Here is an 11,917-nt window from a genome sequence, read left to right on the forward strand (position 1 = left end):
TGAAAGGATTTAAGGGGAAGTGTTAAAGGGTTTCCGGTGGGAGATGGGCAGGAGATTAGAGCTGATTCCGCTCGCCGTTGCACTGCTGCTAACGGTCTACCTGACGGCAGGACTTCCGAGCGACAGCCTACCCCCTGTACTGCTCTACTGCCTGCTCGCTCTGGCGGCGCTTAAAGAGAGGGCGCTTCCCTACGGGGCGGCAGCGGTGGCAAGCGGTTTGCTGTTTGAGTGGCTCTCGAGCGGCGGCTACCTCGCGATCGCGGGGATTGGAGCGGCGGTCTCAGCGGTGCCCTTCAGGATGGAGAAGCAGCCGGTGAAGATGTGGGAGAGGCTCTTAAACGCCGCAGTGGCTGGAACCCTGACCTATGCGTCCCTGATGTTGGCCAAAACAGGGTTCAAAATCGCGGGGGTCATCGCGGCCCTCTCCACGCTCTCCGGCAACAGGGGCATCTCAAGCGGTGGGATCTTAGCGGGTTCAGCGGTTCTCTTAGCCATTCCGGCGGCCAATTTGAACGGTATGAACCCCGACGTATTCTTCACCGCATCGGCCCTGCTGATGCTCTACTCCCTCCACCACCTTAGGAAGTTGCTGAGGTGATAGCGTGAAGGTCTACGTGCTCGGGGCCGGCTCGATAGGTTCCATCTTCGGTGCTCTTCTCGCCAGAGCGGGTCACGACGTGACTCTGATCGGCAGAGAAGAGCACGTAAAGGCCGTAAGGGAGAAAGGACTTACGATAACCGGCGTTGAGGAGTTCACGGTCTACCCCAAGGCTGAGGTCTACGCCCCTGAGGAACCGCCCGATTTGCTCCTCCTCACAGTCAAGTCCTACTCGACTAAGAGGGCTCTGGAATGCGCCAGGCACTGCATAGGCGAGAACACTTGGATACTCAGTTTACAGAACGGCCTTGGGAACGAGGAGCTTGCGCTTAAGATTACCGACAAGGTTATCGGCGGGATAACGACGAACGGGGCCATGCTCACCGAGTGGGGGAAGGTCAGGTGGACTGGGAAGGGGATAACGGTGATAGGGAAGTATCCGAAGGGGAAGCACAAGTTCGTTGAAAAAGTTGCCGATGCCTTCAGAAACGCCGGACTGGAGACAAAGCTTACCGAGAACTCCCTCGGATGGAAGTGGGCAAAGGTCATAGTCAACTCCGTCATAAACGGTCTTGGAACAGTTTTAGAAGTTAAAAACGGCCTCCTCCGCGAAATCCCGGAGCTGGAGGGCATAGCTGTTGAGGTCGCTCGGGAGGGCTGTATCGTTGCCCAGCAACTTGGAGTGGAGTTTGAGGTTCATCCCCTTGAGCTCCTCTGGGATACCATAGAGAGAACCTGGGAGAACTACAACTCAACTCTCCAGGACATAATGCGCGGGAAAAAGAGTGAGGTTGACTACATAAACGGCAAGATAGTTGAATACGCTTCCTCGGTCGGTTTGGAGGCCCCGAGGAACGAGCTCCTCTGGGTTCTCGTAAAGGCGAAGGAAAAGCTAAATAGGGGTTCGGGCAATACCTGAGCGGGGGATGAAGATGGCACTCTTTGGGGGAAAGGAGAGCGATGTCTTCGATGCGATTGAGGAGCACCTGAAGGTCGTTGAGGAGACGATAAAGGCCTTCAGGGAGCTCGTGGCGACGTACATAGACGGGAACTTGGAGGAGGCCAAGAAGTACGAGGAGCTCGTCGGAGACCTCGAAACAAAGGCGGACGGACTGAGAAGGAGCATAGAGATGATGCTCTACGAGGGTGCCTTCCTGCCCGCGAACAGGGGAGACTACGCGAGGCTGAGCGAACTCATAGACCAGGTCGCAGACGCCGCCGAGAGCGCCGCCCACACGATAATCCTTGCAAAGCCCAAGATCCCGGCTGACATGGGGAAGGACGTGCTCACCCTCGTGGACTCCACGATGGAAACCTACAAAAAGCTGAGGAAGTCTGTGGAGGCCCTGAACACCGACGTTGACATGGCGATGAAGCTCGCCAAGGAGACGGAAGACGCGGAGGAACGGGCCGACGAGGTTGAGTACAGGCTCAAAAAGGCTGTTTTCGACAGCGAAGATGTCACCACATACGCGAAGTTGATCTGGAATCAGATCCTCACCAAGATCGGCGACATAGCCGACCGCGCGGAAGATGCCTCTGATCAGGTTCTCCTGATGTCAGTTAAGAGGAGGGGATGAAGATGAAGGTTCTCGTTGCCGCGCCACTCCATGAGAGGGCGATAGAGGTTTTGAAGAAAGCCGGCTTTGAGGTGGTTTACGAGGAGTACCCGGACGAGGAGACGCTGGTAGAGCTCGTAAAAGATGTGGACGCGATAATAGTGAGGAGCAAGCCGAAAGTGACAAGAAGGGTCATCGAGAGCGCACCGAAGCTGAAGGTCATAGCGAGAGCGGGAGTTGGACTCGACAACATAGACCTCGACGCCGCGAAGGAGAGGGGTATTAAAGTCGTCAACAGCCCGGCCGCATCGAACAGGAGCGTCGCTGAGCTCGCCACAGCCCTGATCTTCAACGTCGCCAGAAAGATAGCCTTCGCCGACAGGAAGATGAGGGAAGGCATCTGGGCCAAAAAGCAGTGCGTGGGAATCGAGCTCGAAGGAAAAACTCTTGGCATCGTCGGCTTTGGCAGGATAGGCTACCAGATAGCAAAGATCGCTAAGGCCCTCGGGATGAAGGTTCTTCTCTACGACCCGTATCCAAACGAGGAGCGCGCAAAGGAGGTTGGCGGAAAGTTCGTCGACCTCGAGACCCTTCTTAGGGAGAGCGACGTCGTTACCCTGCATGTCCCACTCGTCGAGGCAACCTACCACATGATAAACGAGGAGAGGCTTAAGCTGATGAAGAAAACGGCGATACTCATCAACGCGGCGAGGGGAGCTGTTGTAGATACCAACGCCCTCGTCAAGGCTCTGCAAGAGGGCTGGATCGCTGGAGCCGGGCTGGACGTCTACGAGGAAGAACCCCTGCCAAAGAACCACCCGCTCACGAAGCTCGACAACGTTGTTCTGACGCCGCATATCGGAGCTTCCACCGTCGAGGCCCAGATGAGGGCCGGCGTTCAGGTGGCGGAGCAGATAGTCGAGATCCTGAAGGGCTGAGCTTTCCTTTCCATTTTCCTCTCGGAAACTTTTCCAGTATGGTGGTGAATTTTCCTGGGAAAATTTACCAGTATGCTGGTAAACTTTATTAAGAACTTCCTCCCAGTTTAGAGCATGAACGTTGAGGAACTCAAGAGGGTGTTGGCGGATCAGCATGAGGTTCTGAGCGAGAAACTCGAAAGGGAACGGATAGTGGAGAGGGAACTGAGGGAGAGAATAGTTAGGAACTTTAAGCCGACCGCCCACATAATAACGGGACCAAGGCGTTCCGGTAAGTCCGTTCTCTCGGCAACCCTCCCCGGTAAGGCCTTCTACGTGAACTTTGAGGATCCTGCGATGGCTGGCTTTTCAATCACCGACTACAAAAAGTTGCTCCAAGCCGGATACGAGCTTTTTGGGGAGTTCGACTACATCGTTCTTGATGAAGTCCAGGAAGTTGAGGGCTGGGAAAGGATTGTCTCGGCCCTTAGGGAAAGTTATCCGACGGTGGTGACGGGGAGCAACGCCCGCCTGCTCTCGCGTGAGTTCTCGACGTATTTAACCGGCAGATACCTAAGCTATGCTCTCCTCCCCTTCTCCTTCCGGGAGTTCTTAGCGTATAAGAGGACAAAGCCAGAGGTGACCACTACCAAGGACGAGGCGAGGATAAAGAGGGCCCTGCTTGAGTACATCAGGCGCGGGGGCTTTCCCGAGGCCCTGCGCTTTGGCAGGGAGTATCTGGTGAACCTCTACAACGACATCATCAACAGAGACGTTGTAGTCCGCTACGGCATCAGGAACGTCCGCGAGCTCAAGGAGGTTGCCTTCTACCTCTTCTCGAATTTTGCGGGGCGGATCACATACAGCAAGATTAAGAACGTCATCGGAATTGGGAACGTTGAGACCGTCAAGAACTACGTTGAGTACCTTGAGTCCGCATACCTCGTCTTCGAGCTCCCGAAGTTCTCGTTCAAACCAAAGGAAGTCCTGAGGGGAGATAGAAAGGTATACGCCGTTGATACCGGCATGGTGGACACAATCGTTCCAAAAACCTTCGAAAACATCGACAGGCTGATGGAAAACGCCGTTTTCCTTGAGCTCCTCAGGCTCAGGCACTACAGGAAGCCAAGCGTTGAAATTTATCACTACAGGGACGGCAAAAGCGAGATAGATTTCGTTGTAAAGGAGGGGGAGAGGATAGGGCTTATTCAGGTTACCTACGCCTCCGGAAGGGACGAAATAGCTGAGAGAGAAGTTAAAGGGCTGTTCAGGGCTATGGAGCTCTTCCACCTGAGAAGCGGGACGCTGATAACATGGGGCTACTCGGGCAAAATTGAAGCCGGAGGAAAGAGTATAGATGCGGTTCCGCTCTGGAAATGGCTGCTGAGAGCACTCTCGGGCATCAGTTAATTGCCATTTTTCCGTTAAAATCTCACTGTTTCCACCGGAAAATAAACTCAAATCTGTCCAACGATGAACACTCCCATACCAAAACTTTTTAAACCTCTCTCCCCTTCACTACTACCGGATGGGCCGGTAGCTCAGCCTGGTACGAGCGCCGCCCTCGCAAGGCGGAGGCCGCGGGTTCAAATCCCGCCCGGTCCACCATCTTCTCGAACGCCTTTCAAAGCCTTTTAGAGCAACTCAACATGAGTAAAGGAAGGCGAAAATTTTTAAACTATCCTAATCATGCTCAAGTGGGGGGAGACATGAGGGGCCTGAAGGAATTCAACCCCGCCCTATTCTCAAGCGTCATGGGGACGGGAGCCGTTGCCATAGCGACGTACAAGTACTCCTCCTACTGGTCTCCGCTGGGGGGAGTTGGGAGGGGGCTTACCTACCTCAACCTGGCCCTGTACATCCTCCTCCTCATCCCGTGGCTCCTCAGATGGCTTCTCAACAGGGATGAAGCGTTGAATGACCTAAGGCACCCATCAAAGGGGCATTTTTACGGGACGATAGGAGCGGCCACGGTGGTGCTCTCGGCCCAGCTTCTCCTCATCCTCGGGGATGAGAAGTTAGCGTGGTACTTCTGGCTCTGGGGCGCGGCCCTAACAATTCTCTTCGCGTTCTGGATGTCCTACGAGGTCTACATAGCAGCGGAGGTCAATTTGAGGCACCTCTCACCCGCCTGGTACATTCCCCCGGTAGCCCTCATAATCCTCCCCTTCGGCGCCCCCTTTATGAACTCCACAAGTGGGTACACGAGGGAGCTGGTGACCGTGGTGAACTACATGGGGTGGGGTGCCGGCTTCTTCCTCTACTTAGCACTCTACGCCGTCGTAACGCTTCGCTTCATCAGGCATGAGCTCATGCCACCCCAGATGGCGCCCCTGATATGGATGAACTTGGGCCCCATCGGGGCTGGGGTAAGTGCCCTCTTCGCACTCTTAGAGGCGGTTAACCTGCCGTCGAAGGAGCCCCTTTTCGTCTTCGCCTTCTTCCTCTGGGGCCTCGGCTTCTGGTGGTTGATCATGGCGACCGCGATGACACTGCACTATCTAAGGAATCTCCACCTGCCTTACAGCGAATCATGGTGGGCCTTCATCTTCCCCCTCGGTGCCTTCACCAACGCGACGAGAGACATAGGGGCGGTGTTCAGCCTGAGGATCCTCAGCCACTTAGGATTCCTTCTCCTCTGGCCCCTCTTAGCTATGTGGACGGTGGTCTTTCTGAAGTCCTTCGTCCTCTTGGCGAGGGCAATGAAGTCGGAAGATTAATATTCACGATGGGGTTAGTGAAGCCGGTGGTTCCATGGAGAGGCTTGAGTACGTAGCCGAACTGAAATGGGACGGCAACGTCGGGAGCACCGCGAGGGTTAGGGAGTTCACCTTCAAAATAGACACGAACACCGATGGCCGCAACGCCGGCCCGAACCCGACTGAATACCTCCTCTCCGCCATAGGGGGCTGTTTGACCGTCAACTGGGGAAGGCTCATAAAGAAGATGCGCCTCAACGTCGAGGAGATGAACGTCGAAGTTAAGGGCTGGAGAAACCTCAGGGAGCCCCAGCTCCAGGAGATAACCTACCGCGTTAGGGTTGTGACGGACGAGCCCGAAAAGAAGATACTCCGCGTCAAGGAATTAGCCGAGAAGTACGGCACAGTCTTCAACACCGTCGGGAAGGAGAAGATAAAGGGGGAAGTCGAGATAGTCAGGCCTAAGTGAACCTCTTTTCCAGCACTCTTTTGTGGACGGCCACGCCGGCGAAGAAGAAAGCTATTCCGAAGAGAACCAGCATCCCGAGGTCAATCCACAGTGGAAGGTAGCCCCTCCCGAGCGAGTGCCTGAGCGCGTCGACGTAGTAGGTTAAAGGCGAGATGTAGGAGACGAGCCTTCCATAAGAGGGCAGTTTCTCAAGGGGAACGAAGATTCCGCTTATGAAGAGGAGCGAGAACTTTGCCAGGGAGGTGAGCATCATCACATCCGCCGGGACGTCGGTTGGCGGGTATGATGAGAGAAGCACCGTCATAGCTGAGAAGGTTCCGACCGCGAGGAGCGTAGCCGTAATGAAGATCACCCACCCTAAGCCGAGCGAGAAGTAGAGCACCGCGGGAACCGCTATCGCGAAGGTTATCGCCAGTCCAAAGTAGAGCGAAGCCTGAAAGTCGCCGAGGAGAACGGTTGTGAGCGATACTGGAGCGGTTATGAGCCTCTCGAAGGTTCTTCCGCGGCACTCCCAGGGGATTATAGTGGGGCCGACGGCTGTCGAGGTGAAGAAGGCCGTCATTGCGGTTAGGCCGACGAAAAGCTGCTCATCCGGTAGGTTCCTGCCGATGAGGAAAGCCAAGAAGAGGAAAAAGGGAAAGAGAAGGCCCATTATAACCACAGGCCCCTTGAGGTAGAAGATGAGCATGTCCTTCTTTGCTACCGCGAAGGAGCGCTTCAGCTGGTCAATCATTTCTACCACCCACTAGCTCCATGAATACATCTTCCAGCGAGGGCGAGAGCGTTCTTAAGCTGACTATTCTCAGCTTCTCCCTCTCTGCGTAGCGGACGAGTTCCTTAACGGTTTTATCGGGATCCTTGGTGTAGATTTTCACCTTGTCGCCCATGGGTTCAACTTTCAACGCCGAGGAGAGGACAGAAGGGTCAAACTTCATCGGCTCGAAGCTTACTTCAACCGAAACGCGTCCTTTAACGAGCTGCTTCAGCTTCTCGGGCGTGTCTATGGCTATCAGCTTGCCCCTCCTGATTATGCCAATCCTCTCGCACAGCTCGTTCGCGTCGTCCATGTTGTGGGTTGTGAGGAAGATCGTCTTCCCGGCCCTCTTCTCCTCCCTGATAACGTCCTTTATGAGGCGGGCGCTTATGACATCGAGGCCGCTCGTCGGCTCGTCTAAGAAGTAGAGCTCTGGATCCGCTACCATCGCCATCGCGATTATTAAACGCTGCCTCATGCCCTTCGAGAAGCCCCTAACCTTAACGTTCCGCTTCTCGTAGAGGCCAAACTCCCTGAGGAGTTCAAGCGAGCGCTTCTCTATCTCAGCCTTAGACATGCCGTAAAGCTCGCCCATAAGCCTGAGGTTCTGCATCGCGGTTAAATCGACGTAAGGATTGGCCATCTCGGGGACTATGCCCGTCTTTTCCCTCGCCCTTATCTTCTCGCGCTCGTCGAGCATATTGCAACCGAGAACCCTTACCTCGCCTGAGTTCGGCCTCAAAAGCCCCGTAACCATCCTTATCGTCGTGGTCTTTCCCGCCCCGTTGGGCCCGAGGAAGCCAAAGACCTCACCGGACTTAACGGAGAAGCTCACGCCATCAACGGCCAAGAATGAGCCATAGTACTTTGTTAGGTTGACCGCCTCTATGGCCTTCTCCATCCCTCACACCGGAATGAAGATCTTTTCAGGAGTTAAAAAGGTTGAGGTGGCCCTGAGACCGGAAGTCCTTCGAGCCCGCACAAATACGCGGGATGTATTTCGCATAAAAGGCGTCTCAATTGAAATAAAGCTTATATACCCGGGGGGAAGGGGACTTTAGGTGAGCCTAATGAAGGAAGATTACCCGAAGTTGTTCGAGCCTATAAACATCGGAAAGGTCCAGCTCATGAACAGGGCGGTATTCCCGCCGATATCGACGAACTTCGCCCTGGAGAACGGCAGACTGACGGAGAAGTTCGTCAAACACTACGAGAGGCGCGCGAGGGGCGGCGTCGGCCTGATAATCGTCGAGAACACTTCCATAGACTTCCCGGAAGGAAAGCACATGCCCTTCCAACCGAGGATAGACTCAAAGGCCGTCCTCAAGGACTGGGAGTGGTTAGCTTTTGAGGTGCACAAGCACGAGGGGGTTAAGCTCTCCATCGAGCTCGCCCACGAAGGGTGGAAGAAGATAGGCGTCGACTACCTCTCACCCGAGAAGGTGGAGGAGCTTGTGGAGAAGTTTGTCTATTCCGCGAGATTGGCTATGGAAGCGGGATTCGACATGGTTGAGATTCAGGGCGCTCACGGTCTCCTCGTGAACCAGTTTCTGTCGCCTCTGACCAACCACCGCGACGACGAGTGGGGTAAGCCGACGAGGTTCGCGGTTGAGGTGAGGAAGCGCATAGCGGAGGAATGCGGCCGGGACTTCCCGGTTACGATAAGGCTCGCGGTGGACGATTTCCTTGAGGGTGGAATAAACCTGAGAATGGGGCGCGAGATAGCCCTGGAGCTTGCCAAAGCGGGCTACGACATGATACAGGCCGATATTGGATTAGGCCCAAAGGAGAAGCGCCTTGAGCCGATGCACTATCCCCAGGCATGGCGCGCCTATTTAGCGGAAAAGATAAGGCCCCTACCGGTTCCGGTGGCGGCGGTGGGAATGATAAGGGAGCCAAAAGTTGCGGAGAGGGTTCTTGAGACTCAAGCTGATCTCGTTGTCCTCGGAAGGACGCTCATAGCGGACCCGGACTGGGTGAAGAAGGTCGCCGAGGGGAAGGAGCACCTCATAAGGCGCTGCATAGGCTGCAGCGAGTGCATCAAGGCAGTCCACGACGAGAAGGGGCCGATAAGGTGCGGTGCCAACGCCAACGTCGGGAACGAGGAAGATATACCAAATGCTCCGAGGAAGCGCGTTTTGGCGATAATCGGTGCAGGCCCAGGAGGACTAGAAGCAACGAGGGTGGCGGCGCTCAGGGGGCACGAGGTTCACCTCTTCTACGAGGTCTTCGGCGGCCAGCTCGTCCTCGCGAAGGTGCCGCCGGGAAAGGAGAAGATAGGCTGGCTCATCGAATACTACCGGAACGTCCTCTCGGAGATGCCCAACGTCCACCTCCACGAGGGGAAGGCTGCCAAGGAGGGCGTCATGAAGCTCAACCCGGAGGCCGTGATAATAGCCACCGGCGCGAACCCGATACTCCCCTGCTCCGGCGAGAGGGGTCTAATAATCCCCTTCGACAGAATCCTCCGGGGAGAGGTGAAGGTCGAGGGCAAAGAAGTCCTCATCGGCGGTGGGGGGCTCGTGGGAGTGGAGACGGCCCTCTACTTAGCCCAGTTCAACAACCGCGTGAAGATAATCAAGCGCAGTCCCGCGGTGCTTCCAAACGTCGAGAGGATAACCCGCGGCTACCTCCTGAGGGAGCTTGAGGAGAAGGGGATTCCGATTTTGACCGGCAGGAGCTTCGTCAGTGCCGGAGACGGCTACGCCATCGTCGAGAACACCGAGACCGGGGAGAAGGAGATGATAAAGTGCGACGTCATCGTTGGGGCCTTCGGCATGAGACCGTATGTTCCCTTCGTCATAGACGGCGTTGAGTACCACATAATCGGGGACGCCAAGTCCGTGAGGAACATAGCGAGCGCCGTCAGGGAAGGCTACGAGGTCGGGAGGAAGCTCTGAGCTTTCCCTCCGCTTTTTAATTCTCCATTTCATGGAAAAGCTGATTAACCCTTCCTACCAAAGGCCACCGTGGTCGAGATGCGCCGGGTCTGGTGTGGTGAAAACGGGGCCGGGATTAGCAGTGAGGCCCTACAGGAAAGGGTCAGGGAAATCCTCTCAAGGGCAGAACTCGTCAGGAGGGGAGGGAAGGTACTCATCCTCGTGGATGGGGAAAGGGTTGGAAAGCTGAGGTTCGAGACACCATTAGAGGAGCTTGAGGTCGAGAGCGCATGGAAGAGTCCCTTCGGGATAAAGGTCGAGCTGAGCTGGCGCGGAAGGTTCGCAGGGACGCTCCTCCTGAGGGAGTGGCATGAAAGCTAAGGAGCTCCTGAAGTTCGAGTTCCTGAGTCAGGGGAGCATAGGGGCCGCTGAAGGGCTTGCCGAGGCCTTCTTCGGCGTGATTATGACAAGGATGGGCGCTTCAGCCTTCATGCTGGGCCTTCTCGGTAGTTCAGCCTACGTCTCGAACCTCTTCTCACCCATCTGGGCGAAAGGTTCGCGAAAGACCGGGGCAAAGAAGCTCGTTATGGGCTCTTTAATCCTCGCCTCGCTGTTTCTTCTCATGAGCGCCTTCACCGAAAGCGCGGTTCCCTTCCTGATCTTCGTCTTCCTCTACTACATCGCCTACGGCGTCAGGGAAGTCCTCTACCCTTTGATAGTCGAGAGGGTCTACGGCTACCTTGAGGCCCTCGGGCACGCTGAGGTGGCCTACACGATAGCCTACACCGTTGCCGCTGGGATAGCGGGCTACGTGATGGACTCGTGGGGCCATAGAATAGCTTTCTTCGCCGCCTCACTTCTTCTCCTCCTCGCGGCGCTCTCTCGACTTCCCTTCCCGGACGTTAAGAGCGACGCCGAGGAAAAGGTCGAGCCACCCTACAGGGACAAGCTAATCCTCAGGATGGTCGCGATGTTCATGGTAGCTGGAACCGGCATGCTGATGATGCTCCCAGCAATTCCAATCCTTGAGGTTAGGGCCTTGGGCCTCTCCAACGGGGTCATAGGCATCGCTATAGCAATCAACAGCCTCTCCTACGTGCTCTTCTCAGAGCTGTGGAGCAGACTCATAAAGAGACCATCACACGTGGTCAGGGTCTTTCAGGCGGGCTTTACGGCGCTCTTCCTTATGGCACTCACCTACTACCTCAGCAGTTCAGCCCTCTATATCTACCTCGCGGGGGTTCTCTGCGGCCTCGGCGGTTCCGCCGTTTCAATAGGCTGGCAGGCCTTCTCGATGGGCGTTCCCGATTACAGGACTGAGGACTTATCGGCCCTCCACCTGACGACCTGCGGGATAAGGGGCCTCTACGCGCCCATCTTAGGTGCGGTCTTTATAAGGTGGCTCGGCCTCAGGGAGACCTTTCTTTTGGCAGGTTTGCTCTTAATTGGGGGAATAATTTTAACGGAGAGCGTGATCAGGCCCCTCAGGGAGGAGTTTGAGCTTTAATGAGTTCCCATTTCTGTCCACAACCTTTGGTTTGTGAAAACCTTTTATATGGAAAAATTTTCATAAAATTAGGTGAGTCGTAATGCCCTACCTGATAGTCCACGAGGAGGGATGTATAGGCTGCCACACCTGCGAAATGGTCTGCTCCCTGAGCCATGAAGGGGTAATAAACCCAGACCTCTCAAGAATCCACGTCTTAGGCTACAAGGGCGAGAAGTTCCCGGTAATGTGCCTCCAGTGCGAGGACGCCCCCTGTGAGCTCGTCTGCCCGATGGAAGCAATCCACATGCAGAACGGCGTGAGGATGGTGGACGACGAGAAGTGCATAAGGTGCAAGATGTGCACACTCGTCTGCCCGGTTGGGGGCGTTCTCTACGACTACATCAACAACAAGATGATAAGGTGCGACCTCTGCGGCGGCGACCCCCAGTGCGCCAAGTACTGCCCGATGAACGTTATAGAAGTCGTGCAGGATGAGAAAGTTCCCGAGGCGAGGAAGAGGGGAGTTAGGGTTCTCTACGGGGAGGCCGATTAA

13 protein-coding genes and 1 tRNA gene are annotated in these 11,917 nt (G+C 55.6%); 12 read left to right on the forward strand and 2 right to left on the reverse strand.

Annotated elements, in window-relative coordinates; all coding sequences use genetic code 11:
* Window positions 1-43: 43 nt before the first annotated feature.
* The 8 genes from MVB78_RS04675 to MVB78_RS04710 all read left to right on the forward strand — a co-directional run bounded on the left by MVB78_RS04675 (window position 44) and on the right by MVB78_RS04710 (window position 6,242).
* Window positions 44-598: a hypothetical protein gene (locus MVB78_RS04675; protein WP_297488492.1), complete on the forward strand. Its 555-nt coding sequence runs from the start codon at window positions 44-46 to the stop codon at window positions 596-598.
* Window positions 599-602: 4 nt separating this feature from the next.
* Entirely contained in the window at window positions 603-1,517 is a 915-nt protein-coding gene (locus tag MVB78_RS04680; protein WP_297488494.1) for a 2-dehydropantoate 2-reductase, read from the forward strand.
* A 13-nt stretch (window positions 1,518-1,530) separates the two neighbouring features.
* Window positions 1,531-2,178, forward strand: coding sequence for a TIGR00153 family protein (locus MVB78_RS04685; protein WP_297488577.1), 648 nt, complete (start codon window positions 1,531-1,533; stop codon window positions 2,176-2,178).
* Between the two features lie 2 nt (window positions 2,179-2,180).
* Window positions 2,181-3,095 (forward strand): hydroxyacid dehydrogenase, encoded by a 915-nt coding sequence (locus tag MVB78_RS04690; protein ID WP_297488579.1) that lies wholly within the window; start codon window positions 2,181-2,183, stop codon window positions 3,093-3,095.
* Between the two features lie 114 nt (window positions 3,096-3,209).
* Window positions 3,210-4,484, forward strand: coding sequence for an ATP-binding protein (locus tag MVB78_RS04695; RefSeq protein ID WP_297488496.1), 1,275 nt, complete (start codon window positions 3,210-3,212; stop codon window positions 4,482-4,484).
* 120 nt (window positions 4,485-4,604) lie between these two features.
* A tRNA-Ala gene (locus tag MVB78_RS04700) sits at window positions 4,605-4,682 on the forward strand.
* A gap of 89 nt (window positions 4,683-4,771) precedes the next feature.
* Window positions 4,772-5,794: a tellurite-resistance/dicarboxylate transporter gene (tdt, locus tag MVB78_RS04705; protein ID WP_366940174.1), complete on the forward strand. Its 1,023-nt coding sequence runs from the start codon at window positions 4,772-4,774 to the stop codon at window positions 5,792-5,794.
* A gap of 34 nt (window positions 5,795-5,828) precedes the next feature.
* Window positions 5,829-6,242, forward strand: a complete 414-nt coding sequence (locus tag MVB78_RS04710; protein ID WP_297488498.1) for an OsmC family protein — start codon at window positions 5,829-5,831, stop codon at window positions 6,240-6,242.
* On the opposite strand, the gene MVB78_RS04715 is transcribed toward MVB78_RS04710, so the two are convergent.
* Complete coding sequence (locus MVB78_RS04715; protein ID WP_297488500.1) at window positions 6,235-6,975, reverse strand: ABC transporter permease; 741 nt, start codon at window positions 6,973-6,975, stop codon at window positions 6,235-6,237. The two genes, MVB78_RS04710 and MVB78_RS04715, sit on opposite strands and share 8 nt — an antisense overlap.
* Window positions 6,968-7,897 (reverse strand): ATP-binding cassette domain-containing protein, encoded by a 930-nt coding sequence (locus MVB78_RS04720; RefSeq protein ID WP_297488502.1) that lies wholly within the window; start codon window positions 7,895-7,897, stop codon window positions 6,968-6,970. The genes MVB78_RS04715 and MVB78_RS04720 overlap by 8 nt, the downstream gene beginning before the upstream one ends.
* Window positions 7,898-8,066: 169 nt before the next feature.
* Between MVB78_RS04720 and MVB78_RS04725 the strand changes: the two genes are divergently transcribed.
* The 4 genes from MVB78_RS04725 (at window position 8,067) to MVB78_RS04740 (ending at window position 11,917) form a co-directional block, all read left to right on the forward strand.
* Window positions 8,067-9,896, forward strand: coding sequence for an FAD-dependent oxidoreductase (locus MVB78_RS04725; protein WP_297488585.1), 1,830 nt, complete (start codon window positions 8,067-8,069; stop codon window positions 9,894-9,896).
* Window positions 9,897-9,965: 69 nt separating this feature from the next.
* On the forward strand, window positions 9,966-10,256 hold the full coding sequence (locus MVB78_RS04730) for a hypothetical protein (protein ID WP_297488504.1): 291 nt from the start codon (window positions 9,966-9,968) through the stop codon (window positions 10,254-10,256).
* The gene (locus MVB78_RS04735; RefSeq protein WP_297488506.1) at window positions 10,246-11,382 is read left to right on the forward strand and encodes an MFS transporter; all 1,137 of its coding nucleotides are present in this window, start codon (window positions 10,246-10,248) and stop codon (window positions 11,380-11,382) included. Before MVB78_RS04730 ends, MVB78_RS04735 begins: the two co-directional genes overlap by 11 nt.
* Window positions 11,383-11,464: 82 nt before the next feature.
* On the forward strand, window positions 11,465-11,917 hold the full coding sequence (locus MVB78_RS04740) for a 4Fe-4S dicluster domain-containing protein (RefSeq protein ID WP_297488508.1): 453 nt from the start codon (window positions 11,465-11,467) through the stop codon (window positions 11,915-11,917).

Source organism: Thermococcus sp. (assembly GCF_026991495.1).
Classification (GTDB): domain Archaea; phylum Methanobacteriota_B; class Thermococci; order Thermococcales; family Thermococcaceae; genus Thermococcus.

Coding starts and splice junctions, on each gene's coding strand:
- MVB78_RS04715 (WP_297488500.1), bottom strand. CDS start 6,975: ATGATTGACCAGCTGAAGCGCTCCTTCGCGGTAGCAAAGAAGGACATG.
- MVB78_RS04720 (WP_297488502.1), bottom strand. CDS start 7,897: ATGGAGAAGGCCATAGAGGCGGTCAACCTAACAAAGTACTATGGCTCA.
- MVB78_RS04735 (WP_297488506.1), top strand. CDS start 10,246: ATGAAAGCTAAGGAGCTCCTGAAGTTCGAGTTCCTGAGTCAGGGGAGC.
- MVB78_RS04675 (WP_297488492.1), top strand. CDS start 44: ATGGGCAGGAGATTAGAGCTGATTCCGCTCGCCGTTGCACTGCTGCTA.
- MVB78_RS04710 (WP_297488498.1), top strand. CDS start 5,829: ATGGAGAGGCTTGAGTACGTAGCCGAACTGAAATGGGACGGCAACGTC.
- MVB78_RS04740 (WP_297488508.1), top strand. CDS start 11,465: ATGCCCTACCTGATAGTCCACGAGGAGGGATGTATAGGCTGCCACACC.
- MVB78_RS04685 (WP_297488577.1), top strand. CDS start 1,531: ATGGCACTCTTTGGGGGAAAGGAGAGCGATGTCTTCGATGCGATTGAG.
- MVB78_RS04695 (WP_297488496.1), top strand. CDS start 3,210: ATGAACGTTGAGGAACTCAAGAGGGTGTTGGCGGATCAGCATGAGGTT.
- MVB78_RS04725 (WP_297488585.1), top strand. CDS start 8,067: ATGAAGGAAGATTACCCGAAGTTGTTCGAGCCTATAAACATCGGAAAG.
- MVB78_RS04690 (WP_297488579.1), top strand. CDS start 2,181: ATGAAGGTTCTCGTTGCCGCGCCACTCCATGAGAGGGCGATAGAGGTT.